The sequence below is a fragment of the Streptomyces venezuelae genome (assembly GCF_008642375.1).
In the GTDB taxonomy this organism is placed as follows: domain Bacteria; phylum Actinomycetota; class Actinomycetes; order Streptomycetales; family Streptomycetaceae; genus Streptomyces; species Streptomyces venezuelae_G.
Genome location: NZ_CP029194.1, coordinates 5,523,112 through 5,543,461, shown reverse-complemented (window position 1 = coordinate 5,543,461; position 20,350 = coordinate 5,523,112). Strand labels below are relative to the sequence as shown.

Below are 20,350 nucleotides of genomic sequence, written 5' to 3'. Positions count from 1 at the left end.
TTCCGGCCGGGGCGCGCGCTGTGGGGGGACGGACTCGCTGCCTACTTGTAGGCGGCGAAGGCCTTGGTGAAGGCCAGGGGTGCCTGGAGGATCGACGAGCAGGTGGCGTCGGCGTGGTTCACGGCGCCGGCCGCGCACTGCTTGTCACGGGTCGAGGACCACATCGAGAGCCAGCCGATCCCCTTCGACCTCGCGAAGTCGACGAGCTGCGTGGCGTCGTCGACCTTGAAGATCTCGGTCGTGACGTCGTTGACACCGATCATCGGGGTGACGGCGACGGCCTTCCAGGCGGCCGCGTCGGAGAGCCCGAGGACTCCCTTGACCTGGGCCTGGGTCGCGGTCGCGGCCTGGATCGCGTACGTGCCCATGTCCGCGCTGTACGCCGGGCCGTAGTCCATCGCCATGATGTTGACGGCGTCGACGCGGACGCCGTTCTTCTTCGCGTCGGCGAGCAGTGCCACGCCCGGCTGCGTCAGGCCCTCGGGCATGACGGGCAGGGTGAAGGAGACGTTCAGGCCCGGGTGGGTCTTCTGGAGCTGGGCGATCGCCTGGGAGCGGCGGGTGTTGGCGGCCGTGTCCGGCAGGGCGGCGCCCTCGACGTCGAAGTCGACCTTGGTCAGCTTGTACTGGTCGATGACCTTGCCGTACGCGGCGGCGAGCGCCGAGGAGGACGAGCAGTTCAGCGCCAGCTCGTGGCCGGCGGCGCCGCCGAAGGAGACGCGGACGTCGCCGCCCTTGGCGCGCAGGGCGCCGACCTGGGCCGCGACCCTGTCGTTCGCGAGGTCGGTGACCCCGCCCCAGAGCGGGGCGCAGGAGCCGCCGGAGGTGATGAAGGCGAGGTTGAACTCCTTCACGCCGGTGGCGTCGGCGGTCGCGAGCAGGTCGTACGTCGGGTAGAGCGAGGTGTCGACGTACGGGGCGTACTTGGCGGCGCCGGCGGGGGCGCCGGTCGCGGTGGGGGTGGGGGCCGGGGTGGGCGGCGCCGTGGTGGCGGTGGCCGTCGGGGTCGGCTTCACCGTCGCGGTGGCGGTGGCGGTCGGGGTGGGCTTCGCGGTGGCGGTCGCCGAGGGGGAGGCGGTCGCGGTGGGCTGCTCGGTGGGGCGGCCGCTGGGGGTGGGGGCGGGGCCTCCGGCGGAGCAGGCGGCCTTGTTGATGAGGCAGCCGGACGGGTCGCCCGCGGTGCCCGCGGCGGAGGTCACGAAGCCGACGGTGACGGACTGGCCGGGGCCGAGCTGCCGGTTCCAGCTCGCGGGCTTCACGGTGACGTGGCCGCCGGAGACGGTGTGCTCGCCGTTCCAGAGGGAGCCGATGGTCGTCCCGGCCGGGAGGTCGAACTCCAGGGTCCAGTCGGACTGGGCGGTGGTCGTCTCGTTGGTGACGACGTACTGGCCGGTGTAGCCGCCGGTCCAGGCGCTGGTCCGGGTGTACGCGGCGCCGACGGCGGCGGCCTGCGCGGTCCCGCCGAGCGCGAAGGCGACGCCGCCGACGATCGCCGCCGCGACGACGGCTCCGACGGCCTTGGTCCTGGTGCTCGCCCTGCGCCGGTGCGAACTGGTGCCCATCGCTGCCTGCCTCTGTGTGCCGGGTGTGGGGGGGTGATGCGGCAGCACGCTAGCGACTGGGAAACGGACAAAAGGCCATGAGCGGACCGGGGTTGGGATTCTTAGGCTCCACTTAAGGAAGGCATCGGAACCACAAAAGGTTCACGCCGCCGTGGATCTCCGCTCAGGCGTCGGCGGCGCGCCGGGTGCCCGTGCCCCCGCCGCGGCGGCGGCGGGCCGGGCGGCGGTCGCGGCGGCCGGCCGTGGCGCCCGAGCGGCGCCCGTCGAGCCCGATCCAGACGCGGACCTCGGTGCCGCCGAGGACGGAGTGCCCGATGGCGACGTCTCCGCCGGTGGCCTCCGCCATCCGCCGCACGATGTCCAGGCCGAGGCCCGTGGAGCCGGGCCTGGCGCCGCTGTTGCCGCGGGCCAGGGCTGCGGCGGGGTCGGCGATGCCGGCGCCCGCGTCGGAGACGAGGACGATGACGGCGTCGTCGCCGTTGTGGACGTCGATGGAGAAGGCGGTGCCCTCGGGGGTGTGCCGGAAGACGTTGCCGAGCAGGGCGTCGAGGGCGGCGACGAGTTCGGGGCGGGCCACCGGGATGCGTACCGGCCGCTCGACGCCCGCGACCCGGACCCGCCGGCCCTCGTCCTCGGCGAGCGCCGACCAGAAGTCCATGCGCTCCCGGACCACCTCGGCGGCGTCGCAGCCGGCGCCGGGCCCGGTCGCCTGGGTCTGCGGCTTCGCCTCCCGGGCCGTGCGGATGATGATGTCGACCTCGCGCTCCAGCTGTTCGACGGCGGCCCGGGTCTGCTCGGCGGCGGGTCCTGAGCCGAGCGAGGCCGCGTTGAGCCGCAGCACCGTCAGCGGAGTGCGGAGCCGGTGGGAGAGGTCGGCGGCGAGCTCGCGCTCGTTGGCGAGGAGCTGGACGACCTGGTCGGCCATCGAGTTGAAGGCGACGGCCGCCGACTTGAGCTCCGGCGGGCCCTCCTCCGGCACCCGCGCGCCGAGCCGGCCCTCGCCGAGGTCGTGGGCGGCTCCCGCGAGCCGCTGGGCGGGCCGGACCATGCGGACGCCGAGCCGGTCGGCGACGGCGACGGAGCCGACGATCAGCGCGATGCCGACGCCGGCCAGGACCAGCCAGGCGGTGGCGACGCCGTTGCTGACCTCGCCCTCGGGGACGAAGAGTTCGACGACGGCGACCTGGCCGCTGCTGAGCGCGGTGGGCTGGAGCAGCGCGAAGCCGCCGGGCACCTCGGCGATGGAGGCCCGGCCGAGCCGGCGGGTGGCCGCGAGCTCCTCGGCGCCGGCCCTGCGGGTGCCGATCTCCAGGGCCGTGCCGCCCGGTTCGGCGGCGGGCACGTGGACGGCGAGCCGCCCGGCGGCCCCGTCCTCGGTGGTGGCGACGGCCTTGTCCAGCTCCTGGCGGTCGGTGGTGATCGCGAGGACGGGGGCGAGGCCGGCGGCCCGCCGTTCGGCGTTGGAGAAGGCCCGGTCGCGGGCCATCTCCTTGACGACGAGCCCGAGGGGTACGGCGAAGGCGACGACGACCATCACGGTGACGGCCAGCGCCACCTTGACGAGTGCCCACCTCACGGCTGCGGCTCCCGGGGCGGCTCCAGCTTCACGCCCACCCCGCGCAGGGTGTGCAGGTAGCGCGGCCGGGCTGCCGTTTCACCCAACTTCCGCCGCAGCCATGACAAATGTACGTCGATGGTCTGGTCGTCCCCGTAGGACTGCTGCCACACCTCGGCGAGCAGCTCCTTGCGCGGCACGACCACGCCGGGCCGCCCGGCGAGGAAGGCGAGCAGGTCGAACTCGCGCCGGGTGAGGTCCAAGGGCGCCCCGTCCAGCTCCGCCTGACGGCGCAGCGGGTCGACGGTGAGGCCGCCGACCCGGATGACGCGGGGCGGCGGCGCCTCGCCCGCGCCGGACCGCGCCCGGCGCAGGACGGCCGCCATGCGGGCCGAGAGGTGGTCCACCGAGAAGGGCTTCACGAGGTAGTCGTCCGCGCCGGCGTGCAGGAGCCGTACGATCTCGGCCTCGTCGTCCCGGGCGGTCGCGATGATCACCGGTACGTCGGTGATTCCGCGCAGCATCTTGAGCGCCTCGGACCCGTCCAGATCTGGCAGTCCGAGGTCGAGGATGACCACGTCGAAACGGAAATGGGCGACCTCGCGCAACGCCTCCAGGGCCGTCCCGACGCTCCGTACCGTGTGGGAGGCCTCGGAGAGCCGGCGGATGAGGGCGGAGCGCACGAACTGGTCGTCCTCGACCACGAGCACACTTGCCATGGGCCGCACCGTACGCCATTCGGGGGAACGGGTGAGCAATCTCCACCCTCCCGCAGCACCCCGTGACGGGTGGTGCACTATGGCCCGGTGCGAAGAGGACTCGTTCACGCCCTGGCCTGGTCGCTCGCCACCGGCGCGGCGGTCACCCTGTCCTGGTGGGGAGTGCACACGGTGCTGTCCGGCACGGTCTACGACCCCCCGCTCGCGGTGCCCCTCCCGGCCGGCACCACCGAGGACGCGCCGACCGCCGCGGGCGGCGATCCGCTGACCTCCTCGACGCGCAGGCCCGGGACCCCCACGACCTCGCCGTCCCCCCGGACGTCCACGCCGGGCGCGGAGCGCACGGCCTCCGCCGCCCCCTCCTCGACGCCCGCCGCGACCCCCGCCGACCGGCCCGGGTCCACGACGACGGCGCCCGCCACCACCACGCCGCCGCCCGCCACGGCCCCCGCGTCCGCCCCGCCGTCCTCCGTGAAGAGCTACACGGTCGACGGCGGCCGGGTCACCTTCGACCTCGGCGAGACCTCGGCCGAGCTGGTGTCGGCGACCCCCGCGTCCGGCTGGCAGATGCAGGTGTGGAAGCAGCCGACCTGGATCCGGGTCACCTTCACCAAGGACGGCCGCGAGCTGTCGGTCTTCTGCCTGTGGCACGACAGCGCGCCCCGCGTGGAGATCGAGGACCGCGCGACCTGAGGCCGCTCAGCGGAAGACGGAGGCGGGCGGTACGGGAGAGGGCTTGGCGCTCGCGTCGGTGACGGGGGCCGCGCCGCCCGCGAAGTCGGCGAGCTCCTTGCCGTGCTCCACCCGGCCCGGGTGCGGATCGGTCGCGACCCGGCGGGTCAGCTCGGCCACCGGCAGCTCGCGGTCGGAGGCGACCAGCACCGCGTTCCCGAAGCGGCGACCGCGCAGCACCGTGGGATCGGCGGTCAGGGCCAGTTCGGAGAAGACGGTGGCGGCCGTGGCTATCTGCCCGCGGAGATGGGTCAGGGGCGGGCCGTCGGCCAGGTTCGCCGCGTAGAGGCCGCCGGGCCGCAGGACGCGCCGCACCTCGCCGAGGAACTCGGTGCTGGTCAGATGGGCCGGGGTGCGGGCCCCGCTGAACACGTCGGCGATGACGAGGTCCGCCCAGCCGTCCTGCACCTTGGCGAGTCCGGCCCGGGCGTCGGTCGAGCGGACGCGGATCCGGGCCCCGGGGTCGAGCGGCAGCTCGCGGCGGACGAACTGGACCAGCGGGCCGTCGAGCTCGACGACCTGCTGGGTGGAGCGGGGCCGGGTCGCGGCGACGTACCGGGCGAGGGTGAAGGCGCCGCCGCCGAGGTGCACGACCTGGAGCGGCCGGTTCGGCGGGGCGGCGAGATCGGCGATGTGCCCGAGGCGCCGCTGGTACTCGAAGGAGAGATACGCCGGATCGTCCAGGTCGACGTGCGACTGCGGGGCACCGTCGATGAGCAGCGTCCAGGCGCGCGGACGCTCCCGGTCGGGTACGAGTTCGGCGAGCCCGCCGTCGACGGTCTCGACGACGGCGGCGGCGGACGCCGCCCGGTCGCGCTGTCTGTTCCTGGCCACGGCCCCATTATCCGGGCACGCCCGGTGGGGCGGCTCAGTGGCAGCCGTCGGCCGCCTCGATGAGCCGGGCCGCCTCGCCGAGCGCCTCGCGGAGCACCGCCGGGTCGGTGACGGGATCGGTGTCCCCCGGCGGCAGAAGCCAGCCGGCGGGGCGGGGGATGTCGCCGGTCGGTTCGGGGAGCTCCGGCAGCTCGGGGAGGCGGAGTCCGCGCCCCGAGGTGCGCGTACACGCGCTGCCCGGCATGTCCCAGGCCGCGGCCGTGCCCGGCGGGACGAGGAAGCCGAGGGTGTCGCAGGCCCCGTCGTGCACCACCGGGCCGACCGCGGGGGTGCTGCCGCGGCGCAGGATGTCGACGGCCTCCAGGCCCTGCCGGACCGGCACGGTCACCAGGTCCCAGGGCTCGGCGGCGGGTTGGGGGGCGCCGCCGTCCGGGGCGGGCGCGTGCCACGTGGCCGACTGCGAACCGATCTCCGACATGGGGACCCCTCCTCGCTCCTGAGGAGACACGTTCCGTCTCTCCCTTACGGTTCAACGCCCGTGCGCGTCAACGGCTACGGCGGCATGCCGCCGCAAAGGATGGCAGTTCATGGCAGATCACAGGCGAGATATCCGATTTGTAGCCAAACTCAGCGTACGCATCCGGTCACAGCAGGTACGTTCTTGCCGCCGGACCACCCGGCAGCACCAGGAGAGGGCTCGGCCATGGCGATGTCACGGGCAGTTCCCAATCTCGCCTTCCGCCGGCTCCGCGGACAGCACTCGCCGGCGGAGTTCGCCGCGGCTGTCCGCCGGGCGGCGCGGGAGATCGGCGAACAGGTCGCGTGCGACGCCCGCTACATCGGGCGCGTGGAAGCGGGCGAGATCCGCTGCCCCAACTACGCGTACGAGCGGGTCTTCCTGCACATGTTCCCCGGACTCGGCCTCTCCGACCTGGGCTTCTCCGCGCGGGAGACGGTGCGCGGCCGGCGGCAGGGCGCCCCGGCCGGGGCCTCGCCTCCCGCCGCGATCCCGACCCGGAACGATGAGGAGAGCGACGTGCTGCGTCGCGCATTCATGACGAGCGGCTCCGCCACCCTGGCGGTCGCCTCGCTGGGACTCGGCGGCCCCGCCGTCGCGATCCCCGCCCCCCGCGGCACCCACAGGATCGGCGAGACCGAGGTCCGGGCCGTCGAGGAGGCCGTACGGCAGATCCGTCTGCTCGACGACCGGCACGGCGCCGACGGGCTCTACAAGGTGGCCGCGCAGCCGCTCCGTACCGCGTACGCGCTGCTCGACACGGGGAGCATGACCCGCCGCTCCACCGAGGACCGGCTGCACGCGGGCGCCGGCGAGCTGTCCCTCTCCGTCGGCTGGCTCGCCCACGACTCGGGCCGCCACGAGGACGCGCGCTCGCACTACGCCGAGGCCCTCGCCACCGCGCGGGTCTCGGGGAACGCGGCCCTGGAGGCGCACGCCTTCTGCAACACCTCGTTCCTGGCCCGGGACACCGGCCGGTACCGCGAGGCGGTCCGGGCGGCGCAGGCGGGGCTGCGGGCCGCGCAGCCCCTCGACTCGGCCCGGCTGCTCTCGCTGCTCTCGCTGCGGGAGGCCGGTGCGTGGGCGGGGCTCGGCGACCGGTCCGCCTGCGACCAGGCCCTCGGCCGCGCCCACACGCACTTCGACCGTGGGCCGTCCGACGGCGACCCCGAGTGGATGTCGTTCTTCGGCGAGCCCGAGCGGGAGGCCCTGGAGGCCCAGTGCTGGGCGGCCCTCGGCGAGTGGGGGCGCGCCGCCCGCCACGCCCACCGGGCCACGGTCCTGCAGAATCCGTACTTCGCCCGGAACCTCGCGCTCTACCGCGCCCATCTGGCCAGGGACCTGGCGCACGCGGGGCGCCCGGACGAGGCGGCGGCGGAGGCTAAGCGCGTCGCGGAGTCCCTCGACGGCATCGCCTCGGCCCGCATCCGCGGGATGCTCGCCGAGACCGGCCGGGTCCTCGCCGCGTACTGACCCTGTCGGACCGCGTCCTACTCCAGGTGACCGGTGTCGTTCCAGCGCTCGATCGCCGGTGCGCCGTAGGCCCAGCCCAGGGCCGAGAGACTCGTCGGGTCGAGGCGGATGCGGGAGGCGTACGAGACGTCCTCACCGAGCCAGCGCGCGCCGATCGAGCGCAGGATGTGGCCGTGGGCGAAGACCAGGACGTCACGGTCGGCGGACCGGGCCCACTCCACGACCTCGTCGGCACGGTCCGAGAGCTGCGCCATGGACTCGCCCTCGGGGACGCCGTCGCGCCAGATCAGCCAGCCGGGGCGGATCGCCTGGATCTGGGCCGGGGTCATGCCCTCGTACGCGCCGTAGTCCCACTCCATCAGCGCGTCCCACGGCTCGGCGCGGTCGGCGAAGCCGGCGAGGGCGCAGGTCTCGCTCGCGCGGACCAGCGGGCTGGTGCGCACCTCCACGTCGGGCAGGCCCTGCCAGGGGCCGCGGTGCAGCCGCTCGCCGAGCAGCTTCGCGCCGCGCCGGCCCTCGTCGAGCAGGGGGATGTCGGTCCTGCCGGTGTGCCGGCCGAGGAGCGACCACTCGGTCTGGCCGTGCCGGGCGAGCAGGATGCGCGGTGCCATGGGAAGGACTCTCCAGGGGTTCACGTGTTCACGGTGCGGGCGTGCGGGGCGTGCCTCTTCTCCATCATCGCCCACGCGAATTCGGGGTGACGTCCGGGCGACTCCGGGACGGTTGTCAGTGGCGGATGCGAGACTTCCGCGGGTGAGCGCATCCCTGGACAGCGGTCTGCCACGACCGTCGCAGACGACGACACTTCGGCGGGCTCTGGCTGAGCTGCGCGGACCGGGCACGGCGCCGCGCGCCCTGGACGCTCGGGCGCTCGCGGCGCTCGCCGCCAATCCCGGCTGCCGGCGCCGGGCCCTGCTCGACGGCGCCGGGGTCGACAAGGCGGCACTCGCCTCCAAGCTGGGCTCCCCCGCACCCTTCGGCCAGTCGCAGTTCGCGATCATGCGCGGCAACTCCTTCGAGGCGAAGGTCAAGGCGGACGGCGGCCGTGAGCTGCTGCGCCTGCTCGGCGTCGAGGAGCCGGGCGCGGTCTCCGTGCCCGAGCTGGCGGCCGCCGGACCCCAGGGACGGACGGCCCGTACGGCGCTCGCGCTGCGGGAGGCGACCTCGGCCGGGGCGTGGACGCTGCTCGACCATCCGCTGCTGGCCCTGGAGGTGGCCGGCTCCCCGGTCTATCTGGAGCCGGACGCGGTGGTGGTCGACCCGGACGGGCGGTGGACGGTGGTCGAGATCAAGTCCTTCCCGATGATCGACGGCGCGGCCGACGCGGCGAAGGTGGGCGCTGCGGCCCGGCAGTCCGCCGTGTACGTGCTCGCGCTCGAACGGACGGCGGCGGTGACCGAGGGCGCGAGCGTCGCGCACTCGGTGCTCCTCGTCTGCCCGAAGGACTTCTCGAACGTGCCGACGGCCTCGGTCGTGGACGTGCGCAAGCAGCGGTCGGTGACCCGGCGGCAGCTGGCCCGGCTGACCCGGATCGAGGAGATCGCGGACGCCCTGCCGGAGGGCACGACCTTCGACGTGGAGGGGTGCTCGCCGGCGGAGCTGACGGAGGCGGTCGAGTCCGTGCCCCACGCGTACGCGCCGGAGTGCCTGGCCGCCTGCGAACTGGCCTTCCACTGCCGGGCCAGGGCCCGGGAGGCGGGCGCGGTGGAGACCCTGGGCCGGGCGGTACGGGGTGAGCTGGGCGGCCTCACGACGGTCGGCGCTGTCCTGGCGGCGGCGCGCGGGGAGGCCGGGGACCCGGACGACCCGGCGGTGGCGGCCCTGCGCCGGGCACGGGCGCTGCGCCAGGAGGCGCTGGACCGGGCGTCGCTGGACCGGGCGTCGCTGTCCGAGGAGGCCGCGGCATGTCGCTGATCTCCGCGCTCGCCCGGATGGAGGCCGTCGAGTCGGGCCGCGCCCAGCCGCTGGCCACCGTCCGCCACCGGCACGTGTCCGCGCGGCCGCTCGTCCTCGTACCGCTGACGACCGCGGGCGAGGCGGGTGCGCCGCTCGGGGCGCTCGTCGGCACCGACGCCGAGGCGCCCCGGCTCCTGGTGGTGACCCAGCCCCGGGACCGGGACCTGCGGTTCTCGTTCCTCGCCGACCTGGCGGAGGAGATCCTGCCGTACGTCGACTCGTTCACGGACGCCGTGGAGGCGGCGGAGCGGAGCGAGGTCGACCCGGAGACCGGCAAGAAGGTGAAGGTCGAGGTCGAGCTGTGCGCGGACGCGCCGCAGCTGATCGTGCCGAGCCGGGCGGGCATCGAGTACGTACGGCTGCTCGGGCGGTCGACGCGGTTCCGGCGGACGGCCGAGCAGGACCCGGAGACGCCGTTCCCGGCGCCGCCGCGGGTGCCGCTGCTCGGGCGCTGGCTGACGCACTACGGCGACCGGGCGCGGGTGCCCGGTTCCTCGCTGCTGCTCGCCGCGACGGACCTGCTCAACCGGCACTGGGCGACCGGCCAGTCCTCGTTGGAGGACCAGCACCTGGGTGCGCTGCTCGCCTGGATCGACCCGCGGGGCGGGGAGTCGGGGGCCGAGGGGGCGCTGCGGGCCGAGGTGGGGCGGGACGAGCGGGGCCAGCTGCTGTGCCCGCCGGCCGGTCCGGCCACCGACCCGGCCTTCGACAACCGGCTCCTGGCGCCCGCGATCGAGCGGTACGACCGGGCCCGGCTGGCGCTCGGCGCGGCCGAGGACGGCGAGGCGGCCGACGCGGGCCTCGGCGAGCTGCACCGGGCCGAGCGGGAGGTCCGGCGGCTCGTCGCCTCGCAGCTGAAGCCGACCTGGGACGCGGTCTGGAGGGCGCTCGGCCTGCTGCGGGAGCTGCCGGAGGGCGCCAGGGTCGAGGACCGCTGGACCCGGGACCGCTGGTCGTTCACCGGTCACCGGGACCGCGTGGTGGCCGGTGAGCCGCCGCAGCCGCGTCAGGACGACGTGATCGCGGCCGCCTCGAAGCTCGCGAACCGCGAGCGGGCGCAGGGCCAGCTGGAGGCGCAGGAGGCGCTCGACGATCCGCTGGTCCTGGCGGGGCGGCGGCTCGCGGGCGAGGCGTTCGCGGCGGAGGTGGCCGAGGTGACGATGGCCTGGACGGAGTCGAAGCGGCCCGCGCCGCGGCCGCTCCTCACGGTCCGTACGGAGGACCGGCCGCACCTCGCGGAGAAGGCGAAGGTGTTCCGCTCGCTCGACGGGAAGCCGCAGGCGGCGGAGTTCGTGCGGTACGAGGAGGACGGCTCGCTGGTGCTGCGGCTCCTCGACCGGATGGGCCGGTCGAAGGAGCCCGCGGCGGGCTCGGTGCCGGAGAAGGGCGAGCGGATCGCCTGGACGCTGTTCGAGCACGAGCAGCGGGTCGGGCCGAAGCTGCCGGAGCCGGAGGAGACGCCCTGGACGCACGGCGGTCCTCCGCGGACGGATGCCGTGGAACTGCCCGACGCCGTGACCCCCGAGGACGTTCTGTGACGATTCCCGAGCCGCGTTTCGATCCGTCCGCCGAGGCCGGCCGGGCGACCGACGGCATCCTGGCGGACACCCTGCACGGCACCTCACGGGGTGTCGTCGTGGACTCCCCGCCGGGCGCCGGGAAGTCGACCCTGGTCGTCCGGGCCGCTCTCGAACTGGCCGCCGCCGGGCGCCCCCTGATGGTCGTCGCGCAGACGAACGCGCAGGTGGACGATCTGGTGCTGCGGCTCGCCGAGAAGGAGCCCGGCCTGGATGTGGGGCGGCTGCACTCGAGCGACAGCGACGCGTACGACAAGGCGCTCGACGACCTGGCCAACGTACGGAAGTCGGCGAAGCCCGGCGAGCTGACGGGGCTGCCGGTCGTCCTCTCCACCTCTGCCAAGTGGGCGCACGTGAAGAACGTCGAGCCGTGGGCGCACGCGATCGTCGACGAGGCGTACCAGATGCGCTCGGACGCGCTCCTCGCCGTGGCGGGGCTGTTCGAGCGGGCGCTGTTCGTGGGCGACCCCGGGCAGCTCGACCCCTTCTCGGTGGTGGGCGCGGAGCAGTGGGCGGGGCTCTCGTACGACCCGTCGGCGAGCGCGGTCTCCACGCTGCTCGCGCACAATCCGGAGCTTCCGCAGCACCGGCTGCCGGTGTCCTGGCGGCTGCCCGCCTCGGCGGCGCCGCTGGTCTCGGACGCCTTCTACCCGTACACGCCGTTCCGCAGCGGCACCGGACCCGGGGACCGGAAGCTCTCGTTCTCGGTGGCGTCGGACGGTTCGGGTCCCGACCGGGTCCTCGACGAGGCCGCGGAGTCGGGCTGGGGGCTGCTCGAACTGCCGGCCCGCACGACCCCGCGCACCGACCCGGAGGCGGTCGGCGCGGTCGCCCTGGTCGTCCGGCGGCTCCTGGACCGGGGCGGTGCCGCGGTCTCGGAGCGCTCCGAGACCCCCGTGCCCCTGACGCCCGACCGGGTCGCGGTCGGCACCGCCCACCGCGACCAGGCGGCGGCGGTGCGGGCGGCGCTCGCGGGGCTCGGTGTGACGGGCGTGACGGTGGACACCGCGAACCGGCTCCAGGGGCGCGAGTACGACGTCACGGTCGTCCTCCATCCGCTGTCCGGCCGCCCGGACGCGACCGCCTTCCACCTGGAGACGGGCCGCCTGTGCGTGCTGGCCTCCCGGCACCGGCACGCCTGCATCGTGGTCTGCCGCGCGGGCGTCGCGGAGCTGCTCGACGAGCACCCGTCGACGGAGCCGGTCCAGCTGGGCGCGGCGGTGTCGTTCCCCGACGGCTGGGAGGCGAACCACGCGGTCCTCTCCCACCTGGCGAAGCACCGTGTCCCATGGCGTCCGTAGCACCCGGCCCGGGCCCGGGCGACAGCCGTTCCGGCGTCACCGCGCCGTCGGGAGGGCCGACGCGAGGGTGAGGAGCTCGTCCACCGACCACTGGTCGTAGACGTGCTCGCCGTACTTCACGGCGAGGAGCCGGCCGTCGGGAGCGATCAGGAAGTCGGCCGGCAGGCCGAGCCGACCGGCCGGCTGCGAGGTGGCGGGCAGCTGGCCTCGGCCGCGGGCCAGCTCGTAGGCGCCGCGCGCGATGGCCCGGACGATCGCAGGCCACGCGCGCGGGTCGAGCAGGGACCTGCGGTGGGCCTCGACGCCGAACTCGGCGTACAGGAGCCGGTCGGGGTCCGCGACGACGGCGAAGGGGAGATGGGCCACGTGCTCGCGGAGCTCGTCCGCGGGCGAGTGGAAGAGCACGACCTCCCGGATGCCGGCCCGTTCGATCTCCTCGTGCCGCAGAACCACCGACCGCAGGTGGAGGTTGCAGACCGGGCAGCCGGCGAAGCGCCGGAACTGCACGTGGGTGTGGCGTCCGGGATCCGGGAGGGTCACCGGGGGGCCGAGGACCGGGTCGAGAGTGCGGCGGGGCACGGCGTGGCCGGGCTCCAGCCTGCGGGACATGGGTGTGCGCATGGGACACCTTCCTCACGGGATTCGTAGGCGTACGGCGTACTCCTACAGCGTAGGCGTAGGGCGTACGCTGTCAACCGTCATGCCTCGACCTCGCTCCCTCACCCAGGACCAGCTGGCAGCCGCCGCGCTCACCGTCATCGACCGCGACGGGCTCGCCGCACTCTCCATGCGCGCCGTCGCCAAGGAGCTCGGCGTGAGCACCATGGGGCTCTATCGCTACGTGGCCGACCGCGACGAACTGGAGGAGCTCGTGGTCGAACACGTCCTCGGCTCCGTCGACGCCACCCCGCCCGCCGCGCCCGCGCCCTGGCAGGAACGGATCGAGATCATGGCGAGGCGGCTGCGCGACGGCGTGGCCGCCCACCCCGGGGCCGTCCCCCTGACCGTCACCCACCGGCACCGCGCCGTCGCGGGGCTGCAGTGGTCGGAGACCGTGCTCGGCATCCTGACCGAAGCGGGGATCGACGGCGGCCGGCGGGTCGTCGCCCTGCGCGCCCTCCACGGGTACGTGACCGGGGCGATCCAGCTCGAACACCTGGGGCCGCTCGCCGGCGAGGGCACGGCGGCCATCGCCGCACTGCCCGAGGACCGCTTCCCCCACCTGACGGAGACCGCGCGGAGCGCGGGAGGCGTCGGACCGGACGAGGAGTTCTTCGGCGGCCTGCGCCTGCTCCTGCTCGGCCTGACCGCCGAGCCGGCCTCGTAAACCGGGGCCCGGGAGCAGGCCCGGGGCGCGCGGCGGGGGCCTCGCGCTCTTGCGCGGCGCGGGACAATGGAAAGCGGCCCGGGATCCCGGGCCGTGCCTGTGCGAGGAGGAGAAGGACGATGGCGGAACCCGCGGAGCGGAGCGGACAGCGACGGCTACGGCCGGCGCCGCTGGTCTTCGAACCTGCCGAGGCGACCGCCGATCCGGAGCACTTCTTCGACCTGGAGTCGATAGAGGACCCGCGTGAGCTGCTGGCCCGGGCGACGGAGCTGACGCTCGCGTTCCGTGCGGCGACGGACCGCGCGACGGAGTTCCAGGCGATCGCGGCGGCGCAGCTGGCGGATCCGCGCCGGTTCGACCGGCTGACGGCGGCGGATGTCGCCGAGCGGGCGGAGTGGACCGAGGACTACGCCCTGAAGATGATCGAGTTCGGCCGCGGTCTGATCCGGGCGAACGGGCGCCCCGCGGAGGAGTAGGCCGTCCGAGGCGACTGCGGGGCGGCGGGCCGCGCCGCGTCCCGTGGCATATGCGGGGCGCACGATACTCCTCGCCCATGCCCCTTGTCCGGGATTCCGGCAACTCTCGGAAACCGGCCCGTCACGGCCGGTAGATCTGAATGCATGACGACCTGGTTGCGCAACGAGACCCCGGACGACATCTTCCGTTTCCTGCGGGAGGGCGACGAGGGCCGGCACCAGACGGCCCACGTGACCGCCGACGGGGCGGCGTGGCTCGCCTCGGCCGCCGGCGGTCGCCCCGGGGCGGCGCTCACCCGCTGGGAGGCCAGCCCTGCCTCGCCCGCGGCGCTGCCCTGCGGGACGGTCTTCGACGTCGTCAACGTGGACCCGGTCTTCGGGCGCCGGATCCTGGACCGGCTGTGGGAGGAGGGCCCGGGCTCGGGGCCGGTCGCGGTGCACCGGGGCCGGATGATGCTGTTCACCGCGCCCGGGACGGCCCAGCGTCTGCCGGCGCTGCTCGACTGGGAGGAGTGGGGCGACGCCGTCCCCCGGCCGCTCTGCCACGGCGTCGGGGACGCGGTGACCGTGCCCCCGCTCACCCCCGCCGACTCCGCCGGCCCGCGCTGGCTGGTCGCCCCCGACACGCGGAACCCCTGGCTGCCCGGCCCCGAGGTCGTGCTCTGGGCCTGCGTGCGGGCCGTCCGGGCGGCCTCCACCCCCGACGTGCGGGTATCGATTTTTCCTCCCGCCGATCCGGGTGCTAATGTCTACGACGTCAGCAGGCGCCGCTAGCTCAGTTGGTTAGAGCAGCTGACTCTTAATCAGCGGGTCCGGGGTTCGAGTCCCTGGCGGCGCACAGACGGAAGAAGCCCCTCGCGGAAGCGGGGGGCTTCTTCGTGTGCGCGACGGGAACTTCCGCGGCGGGGTTCCGGTCGGAGCGGCAGGGCTCCGGTCGGACCCGTGAGGGTTCCGGTCAGCCCGTGCCGGGCGGGGTGACCTTCACCGTCCAGCCGCCCGCCTCCGTGCGGTCCGCCACCTCGACGCGTACACCCGTGCCCGGCACGGTGAAGGTCTCGCCCTCCTCCAGCGGCGCGTCCGCGAGCGGCGGGTAGACGGAGCGGTCCCAGCACGCCTCGGTGCGCGGGTGGGTGTCGACGACCTGGACCGGGCCGTCGCCGGAGGCCGCGCCGTTGCGCACCCGGTAGAGGAGGACGCCCTCGGTGCAGGTCTCGGTGTCGTTGCCGGCGGCGCCGCGGGCCTCGATCGCCAGGACGCTGTCGGGGCCGGTCCTGACGACGGCGAGCCGGGTACCGAGGGTGCCGCTCTCCGTGGGCGGGGCGCCGGTCGGCTCCAGGCTGACCAGCTGGGGGCCGGGCCCCTGGACGCAGGTCACGTGGGCGCCGGAGAGCCAGCCGAGCTTCCACTTGTGCCAGCCGAAGAGGTCGGGCGCGAGCCCGAACTGACTGCCCATGACGTCCCAGTCGCCCACATGGGTGTCCCAGTCTCCCTTGCCGTCCGACGGGCGGTGGTACAGGTCGGGCAGGTCGAAGACGTGGCCGGTCTCGTGGGCGAGGACGTTCCGGTCGGGCGGGTGCCGCTCGAAGACCGTGACGACCCGCTTGATCTCGGTGCCGTCGGCCTTCAGCGGGCGTTCGAGGTTGACGACCTTCGTCGCGTCGGAGTCCACGCCGGGCGCGTCCGGGTCGGCGACCAGGTAGACGACGTCGTACAGGGAGAAGTCGACGTCCGCGTCGACGGCGGCGACCGCGTCGCGCAGATAGGCCGCGCGCTTCCCGGAGTCCCAGTCGCGCCGTATGTCGTACGCCCCCGACTCCTGCGGCATCCGGGTCCAGTCGGACCGCGGGTGCGGGCGCAGGTCGAAGCGGCCGTAGGAGGCGCGGTCGAAGTACTCGCTGGTGGCCGGGAAGTGGTCGGCAGCGAGTTCCGCCGGGGTGGTGAGCGGGGCGGAGTCCGGGAAGGACAGGAAGATCATGACTGCGTCGAGGGTGCGGGTGGGGCGCGGGTAGGAGCCGTTCCAGGTGTCGAGGCCGAGCGAGTGGTGGGCCGCGGTGCGGGGCAGGGTGCAGGGGTTCCCCGCGGGCGCGCCGACGGCGGGGCCCGCGACGAGCCCGGTGGCGGCGAGCGCGGCGAGCGCGGTGAAGGCCGCCGCGCCGGAACGCAGCCTCGGCCGCTCCACTCCCCCGAGTGGCTGCTGACCCCTCACGTGGACCTCCGGATCGGTAGGGCGGGACACCACAACCACCTTGTGATGATTTGCGGCATTTCGCACGTTTCCGCTGCCCCGGTCGGGTGAGGAGACACCGCCGGGTCGACGCGACACGAGCGGGGACCAGCTCACGGAAAGTCACATTCGGTCACGTCGCCACCGGCCCGTGTCAGACCTGTGCAGAAACGATCGGGCGAGGGGTGGCGGCGAGGCGTCCCGCGATGGTCACCGGCTCCCGGAGAGCCCTCGGAGCTGGAACGGGCCCCCGAACGGGCTCTATGATCGGCTCACTTTTCCTTGGCCGACCATCCCGACCACATGTGAACGGCCCGACTGCACTACGGGAGCGAGCGGTGAGCGAAACCCCCGAAGGTCCGGTGCACCCAGAGCCGCCGGAGATGCCCCAGACCGATCCCGCCGTCACGGAGCGTCACGCCGAGCCCTGTGCCACGCGTCAGACCGACCTCGTCCCCGATCCGGCCCCCGGCTCCCTCAGTACGACCGAACTCCGCGACTACCGCGCCGCCTTCCGGGCCGCGCAGCTCGCCATGGCCGTCGTCGACCAGGACGGCATCGTCGTCACGGCCAACGACTCCCTCGCCACCCTCCTCGGCACCGAGGCCGGGGCGCTCCGCGAACAGGCCGCCGCCGATCTCGTCGACCTCGCGTCCGACGGCCGCACCTGGCACGCGTACCACGAGGTCCTCCGCGGCCGCCGCTCCCGCTTCCGCTGCACACGCCGGCTCAAGCACCCCGACGGGCGCTCGCTGTGGGCCGAGGTCACCGTCTCCCCCGTACCCGACAGCCGGCGCGTCCTCCTGTCGATCGCGGACGTCAGCGACCGGCGCGAGCTCCAGGCGCGACTGCGCCACCTCCAGATGCACGACCCGGTGACCCGACTGCCCAACCGGGCCCTGTTCTTCGAGCGGCTCTCCTCGGCCCTGGAGGCCGCCACCCAGGACACCGACTCGTCCTACGAGTCACATGAATCGCATCAGTCGCATGAGTCATACGGGTATGGCAGAACAGGGCGGATCGGTCTCTGCTACCTCGATCTCGACGGCTTCAAGGCCGTCAACGACACCCTCGGCCACCGGGTCGGCGACCGGCTCCTCGCCGCCGTCGCCTCCCGTCTGACCGAGTGCGCGGACAGCGACGGCTACACCCGCAGCGGCGGCCACCTCGTGGCGCGGCTCGGCGGCGACGAGTTCGCGATCCTCGTCGAGGACTCCACCGGTACGGAGCAACTGGCCGACCTCGCGCGCTCGGTGCTCTGCGCGCTCCAGCGCCCCTTCGACCTGGGCGGTCAGCGGCTCTCGGTCTCCGCCTCGATCGGCGTCGTCGAGCGCACCGCGCACGGGACGACGGCGACCGCCCTCATGCAGGCCGCCGACACCACGCTGTACTGGGCGAAGGCGGACGGCAAGGCCCGCTGGACGCTCTTCGACCCGGAGCGCAACGCGCACCGGATGACCCGGCAGGCGCTCTCCTCCACGCTCCGCCCGGCCGTGGAGCGCGGGGAGTTCGGCCTGGAGTACCAGCCGCTCGTGGACCTGGCGGACGGGGCGGTGCGCGGCGTGGAGGCGCTGGTGCGCTGGAACCACCCGCAGTTCGGCTCGCTCCCGCCGAATCGGTTCATCGGGATCGCCGAGGAGGACGGCTCGATCGTCGAGCTCGGACGGTGGGTGCTGCGGACCGCCTGCCGTCAGGCCCGGCAGTGGCAGAAGGACCATCCGCGCGAGCGCCCGATCTTCGTGAGCGTCAACGTGGCGGTCCGCCAGGTCTGGGACTCCGACCTGGTCGCGGACGTCGCCGGGATCCTCGCGGAGACCGGGCTCGCCCCGCACCTGCTCCAGCTCGAACTGACCGAGTCCGCCGTGATGGGCTCGGCCGGGCGGCCGCTCCAGGCGCTCAAGGCGCTGAGCGACATGGGAGTGCGGATCGCGATCGACGACTTCGGCACCGGCTACTCGAACCTCGCCTACCTGAGCCGGCTGCCGGTCTCCGTGCTCAAGCTGGACGGCTCCTTCGTCCGCGGTTTCCAGGACGAGGAGCACCCGAACCCGGCCGACGAGCTGATCGTCGAGGCGCTCGTCCAGCTCGCGCACCGGCTCGGTCTCACCGTCACCGCCGAGTGCGTCGAGACCTCGGGGCAGGCGGCCCGGCTGCGCCGGATCGGCTGCGACACGGGGCAGGGCTGGCTGTACTCGCGGGCGGTGGCCCCGGACCGGATCGCGGAACTGATCGGCGCGGAGCCCCTGCGGGTCTGAACCCCGCATCCGTATGACTCAGGGCATGGAACTGCCCCCGGCCGGAGGGACATTCCGGGCGGGGGCAGTGGTCATGTGGTGCTCAGCGGGTCAGGGCCTCAGCAGGCGCCCAGGTCCTTCCAGACGCCCCACTCGCCGGTCGTGCCCGGCGTCTCGTTCTGGGTCCACCACTGGGCCCTGTACTTGCGGCCGTTGTGGGAGACCTCGTTGCCCGCGTTGTAGATCGTGCCGGCCACGTACGCCGGGAGCGATCCGCAGCCCGTGGGCGGCGTCGTCGGGGGCGTGGTCGGCGGGGTGGTGGGCGGCGTCGTCGGCGGGGTGGTCGGCGGCGTCGTGGTGGGCGGGGTGGTGGTGCCGCCGAGCGCGCTGTTGATCTGGGTCAGCAGGGTGGCGTTGTCGTCCAGGCCGAGGAGCGAGTACATCATCGCGCCGGCCAGGCCGCGCTGCTTGCCGTAGTCCACCCGGGCCTGGATGGACTTCTGGTTGAGGCCGGTGAAGAACTCGCCGTCCTTGTAGAAGTACGAGGACTTCGACTGGTCGTCCCAGAAGGTCGTCGACGCGTTGTCGACGATGCCGCCGAGCTCCTTGTAGTGCGCGATGCCGGCCTGCTGGCTGAGCGGGCGGGCGCCGGAGCCGCCGGTGGCGGTCTGCGCGAGGCCGTTGGTGGTGCCGGCCGGCACGCCCTTCCAGCCGCGGTAGTAGAACTCGTAGCCCAGGGTCAGCTTGTTGGCGGGGAAGCCGCCCGCGATGCCGTAGGCCGGGTTGCCGTCGATCCAGGAGTCGATGGCCGAGTCGATGCTGTACTTCTCGGTGCCCGGCGCGATCACGTCGGTCGGGTCGTTCGGCGAGGGGTGGAGCGGGGACTGGTGGTACGTCGGCCCGTCGCCGTCCCAGGCGCCGTGCATGTCGTACGTCATGATGTTGGCGTAGTCCAAGTACTGGCCGATCTTGTCGGTCTCGATGTACTTGATCTTGTCCTGGCCGGCCGGGAGGGCCGAGGTCAGCAGGTACTTCTTGCCGCCGTTGGCCGCGCCGTACTCGTCGAGCTGCTTGCGGAACTCGGCGAGGAGGAGGGTGAAGTTCTGCTTGTCCTCGGGGCCGTAGTGGTTGCCCAGGTGGCCGCCGGAGGAGCCCGGGTACTCCCAGTCGATGTCGATGCCGTCGAAGATGCCGGCCGCCGTGCCCGCGCCGCCGAAGCCGCCCTCGACGGGCAGGTTGCCCTTGAGGTACTGGTCGATGCAGGAGGAGACGAGCTTCTTGCGGCTCGCGTCCGTCTTCGCCGCGTCGTGGAAGTACTTGGAGTAGGTCCAGCCGCCGAGCGAGATGTTGATCTTCAGATGGGGGTACTTCGCCTTCAGTTCCTTGAACTGGTTGAAGACGCCCACGATCGGCTGGTCCCACTTGTCGGCGACGCCGTCGACGCTGTCCGCCGCGCTGAAGGACTTCTGGTAGTCGGCGTAGGAGTCGCCCGCACCGTCACCCGCGTTGGGGTTGTTGTCGTCACCCGCGGCCTTGTTGGCCATGAAACAGGTGAGGTTGGTGGGGTGGATGTTGCCGAACGAGTAGTTGATGACGTCCAGCTGGCTCGCGATGCCCCGGGTGTCGAGGTGCTTGGGGTAGAACGCGTTGCCGTAGACGCTCCACTGGTCGTAGTACGCGATGCGCACGTTGCCCGCAGAGGCAGTGGTCGACGAGTCGGCCGCCTGGGCGGAGCCGAGACCGACGGTCGCGGCGAGCGCGCCGGCGGCGAGGGCCGAGCTGAGAAGCGCGGCGATCAATGGCTTACGGGGGTGCACGTGCGGCCTCCGAAGGGGGGGAGAACTGGGTGGTGCCGTACAGGAG

Annotated in this window: 18 protein-coding genes and 1 tRNA gene; 10 read left to right on the top strand and 9 right to left on the bottom strand. The window is 73.8% G+C overall.

Translation table 11 applies throughout. The features are described 5' to 3' along the window. Positions 1 to 41: 41 nt before the first annotated feature. From DEJ46_RS25535 to DEJ46_RS25525, 3 genes are all read right to left on the bottom strand, one after another. Positions 42 to 1,562, bottom strand: coding sequence for a cellulose binding domain-containing protein (locus tag DEJ46_RS25535; protein ID WP_150269969.1), 1,521 nt, complete (start codon positions 1,560 to 1,562; stop codon positions 42 to 44). A gap of 163 nt (positions 1,563 to 1,725) precedes the next feature. Then, on the bottom strand, positions 1,726 to 3,138 hold the full coding sequence (locus DEJ46_RS25530) for a sensor histidine kinase (RefSeq protein ID WP_150269967.1): 1,413 nt from the start codon (positions 3,136 to 3,138) through the stop codon (positions 1,726 to 1,728). Continuing rightward, entirely contained in the window at positions 3,135 to 3,836 is a 702-nt protein-coding gene (locus DEJ46_RS25525; RefSeq protein WP_055604237.1) for a response regulator transcription factor, read from the bottom strand. Before DEJ46_RS25525 ends, DEJ46_RS25530 begins: the two co-directional genes overlap by 4 nt. An 87-nt stretch (positions 3,837 to 3,923) precedes the next feature. Here DEJ46_RS25525 and DEJ46_RS25520 point away from each other — a divergent pair, with 87 nt between their 5' ends. Beyond that, a complete protein-coding gene (locus DEJ46_RS25520) occupies positions 3,924 to 4,529 on the top strand; it encodes a hypothetical protein (RefSeq protein WP_150269965.1) in 606 nt (201 codons plus the stop codon). Positions 4,530 to 4,535: 6 nt separating this feature from the next. Here the strand turns inward: DEJ46_RS25520 and DEJ46_RS25515 are convergent, their stop codons facing one another. Both DEJ46_RS25515 and DEJ46_RS25510 read right to left on the bottom strand, forming a co-directional pair. Beyond that, entirely contained in the window at positions 4,536 to 5,402 is an 867-nt protein-coding gene (locus tag DEJ46_RS25515) for a spermidine synthase (protein WP_150269963.1), read from the bottom strand. Between the two features lie 34 nt (positions 5,403 to 5,436). Continuing rightward, entirely contained in the window at positions 5,437 to 5,880 is a 444-nt protein-coding gene (locus DEJ46_RS25510) for a hypothetical protein (protein ID WP_190622883.1), read from the bottom strand. A gap of 225 nt (positions 5,881 to 6,105) precedes the next feature. On the opposite strand from DEJ46_RS25510, the gene DEJ46_RS25505 reads away from it, so the two are divergent. Further along, a complete protein-coding gene (locus tag DEJ46_RS25505) occupies positions 6,106 to 7,392 on the top strand; it encodes a tetratricopeptide repeat protein (RefSeq protein ID WP_150269961.1) in 1,287 nt (428 codons plus the stop codon). 17 nt (positions 7,393 to 7,409) lie between these two features. Here the strand turns inward: DEJ46_RS25505 and DEJ46_RS25500 are convergent, their stop codons facing one another. Continuing rightward, a complete protein-coding gene (locus DEJ46_RS25500; RefSeq protein ID WP_150269959.1) occupies positions 7,410 to 8,003 on the bottom strand; it encodes a histidine phosphatase family protein in 594 nt (197 codons plus the stop codon). Positions 8,004 to 8,145: 142 nt separating this feature from the next. Here DEJ46_RS25500 and DEJ46_RS25490 point away from each other — a divergent pair, with 142 nt between their 5' ends. Genes DEJ46_RS25490 through DEJ46_RS25480 form a run of 3 tightly spaced genes read left to right on the top strand, consistent with a single transcriptional unit; the run spans position 8,146 to position 12,226 of the window. Beyond that, a complete protein-coding gene (locus tag DEJ46_RS25490; protein ID WP_190622881.1) occupies positions 8,146 to 9,306 on the top strand; it encodes a hypothetical protein in 1,161 nt (386 codons plus the stop codon). Next, positions 9,297 to 10,886 (top strand): hypothetical protein, encoded by a 1,590-nt coding sequence (locus DEJ46_RS25485; protein ID WP_150269958.1) that lies wholly within the window; start codon positions 9,297 to 9,299, stop codon positions 10,884 to 10,886. Before DEJ46_RS25490 ends, DEJ46_RS25485 begins: the two co-directional genes overlap by 10 nt. Then, a complete protein-coding gene (locus DEJ46_RS25480; RefSeq protein WP_150269956.1) occupies positions 10,883 to 12,226 on the top strand; it encodes an AAA domain-containing protein in 1,344 nt (447 codons plus the stop codon). The genes DEJ46_RS25485 and DEJ46_RS25480 overlap by 4 nt, the downstream gene beginning before the upstream one ends. Before the next feature lie 36 nt (positions 12,227 to 12,262). On the opposite strand, the gene DEJ46_RS25475 is transcribed toward DEJ46_RS25480, so the two are convergent. Then, complete coding sequence (locus tag DEJ46_RS25475; protein ID WP_150269954.1) at positions 12,263 to 12,847, bottom strand: peroxiredoxin-like family protein; 585 nt, start codon at positions 12,845 to 12,847, stop codon at positions 12,263 to 12,265. Positions 12,848 to 12,926: 79 nt separating this feature from the next. Here DEJ46_RS25475 and DEJ46_RS25470 point away from each other — a divergent pair, with 79 nt between their 5' ends. The 4 genes from DEJ46_RS25470 to DEJ46_RS25455 all read left to right on the top strand — a co-directional run bounded on the left by DEJ46_RS25470 (position 12,927) and on the right by DEJ46_RS25455 (position 14,867). Beyond that, on the top strand, positions 12,927 to 13,553 hold the full coding sequence (locus tag DEJ46_RS25470) for a TetR/AcrR family transcriptional regulator C-terminal domain-containing protein (protein ID WP_150269952.1): 627 nt from the start codon (positions 12,927 to 12,929) through the stop codon (positions 13,551 to 13,553). A 119-nt stretch (positions 13,554 to 13,672) separates the two neighbouring features. Next, on the top strand, positions 13,673 to 14,029 hold the full coding sequence (locus tag DEJ46_RS25465; protein ID WP_024759088.1) for a hypothetical protein: 357 nt from the start codon (positions 13,673 to 13,675) through the stop codon (positions 14,027 to 14,029). 144 nt (positions 14,030 to 14,173) lie between these two features. Then, positions 14,174 to 14,803, top strand: coding sequence for a hypothetical protein (locus tag DEJ46_RS25460; protein WP_150269950.1), 630 nt, complete (start codon positions 14,174 to 14,176; stop codon positions 14,801 to 14,803). After that, positions 14,794 to 14,867 (top strand) — tRNA-Lys (locus DEJ46_RS25455). Before DEJ46_RS25460 ends, DEJ46_RS25455 begins: the two co-directional genes overlap by 10 nt. Before the next feature lie 117 nt (positions 14,868 to 14,984). Here DEJ46_RS25455 and DEJ46_RS25450 read toward each other — a convergent pair. Beyond that, positions 14,985 to 16,235 carry a M6 family metalloprotease domain-containing protein gene (locus DEJ46_RS25450; RefSeq protein WP_150274761.1) on the bottom strand — a complete coding sequence of 417 codons (1,251 nt, stop codon included), beginning with the start codon at positions 16,233 to 16,235 and terminating at the stop codon, positions 14,985 to 14,987. 401 nt (positions 16,236 to 16,636) lie between these two features. On the opposite strand from DEJ46_RS25450, the gene DEJ46_RS25445 reads away from it, so the two are divergent. Further along, positions 16,637 to 18,508, top strand: a complete 1,872-nt coding sequence (locus DEJ46_RS25445) for a putative bifunctional diguanylate cyclase/phosphodiesterase (protein ID WP_223835079.1) — start codon at positions 16,637 to 16,639, stop codon at positions 18,506 to 18,508. Between the two features lie 98 nt (positions 18,509 to 18,606). Here DEJ46_RS25445 and DEJ46_RS25440 read toward each other — a convergent pair whose 3' ends face one another. Next, positions 18,607 to 20,304 (bottom strand): glycosyl hydrolase family 18 protein, encoded by a 1,698-nt coding sequence (locus tag DEJ46_RS25440; protein WP_150269946.1) that lies wholly within the window; start codon positions 20,302 to 20,304, stop codon positions 18,607 to 18,609. Positions 20,305 to 20,350: the final 46 nt, after the last annotated feature.

Excerpts from the sequence above, each read along its gene's own strand:
- DEJ46_RS25485 (WP_150269958.1), top strand. The coding sequence starts at position 9,297 with ATGTCGCTGATCTCCGCGCTCGCCCGGATGGAGGCCGTCGAGTCGGGC.
- DEJ46_RS25445 (WP_223835079.1), top strand. The coding sequence starts at position 16,637 with ATGCCCCAGACCGATCCCGCCGTCACGGAGCGTCACGCCGAGCCCTGT.
- DEJ46_RS25460 (WP_150269950.1), top strand. The coding sequence starts at position 14,174 with ATGACGACCTGGTTGCGCAACGAGACCCCGGACGACATCTTCCGTTTC.
- DEJ46_RS25465 (WP_024759088.1), top strand. The coding sequence starts at position 13,673 with ATGGCGGAACCCGCGGAGCGGAGCGGACAGCGACGGCTACGGCCGGCG.
- DEJ46_RS25500 (WP_150269959.1), bottom strand. The coding sequence starts at position 8,003 with ATGGCACCGCGCATCCTGCTCGCCCGGCACGGCCAGACCGAGTGGTCG.
- DEJ46_RS25525 (WP_055604237.1), bottom strand. The coding sequence starts at position 3,836 with ATGGCAAGTGTGCTCGTGGTCGAGGACGACCAGTTCGTGCGCTCCGCC.
- DEJ46_RS25510 (WP_190622883.1), bottom strand. The coding sequence starts at position 5,880 with ATGTCGGAGATCGGTTCGCAGTCGGCCACGTGGCACGCGCCCGCCCCG.
- DEJ46_RS25475 (WP_150269954.1), bottom strand. The coding sequence starts at position 12,847 with ATGCGCACACCCATGTCCCGCAGGCTGGAGCCCGGCCACGCCGTGCCC.
- DEJ46_RS25470 (WP_150269952.1), top strand. The coding sequence starts at position 12,927 with ATGCCTCGACCTCGCTCCCTCACCCAGGACCAGCTGGCAGCCGCCGCG.
- DEJ46_RS25505 (WP_150269961.1), top strand. The coding sequence starts at position 6,106 with ATGGCGATGTCACGGGCAGTTCCCAATCTCGCCTTCCGCCGGCTCCGC.
- DEJ46_RS25535 (WP_150269969.1), bottom strand. The coding sequence starts at position 1,562 with ATGGGCACCAGTTCGCACCGGCGCAGGGCGAGCACCAGGACCAAGGCC.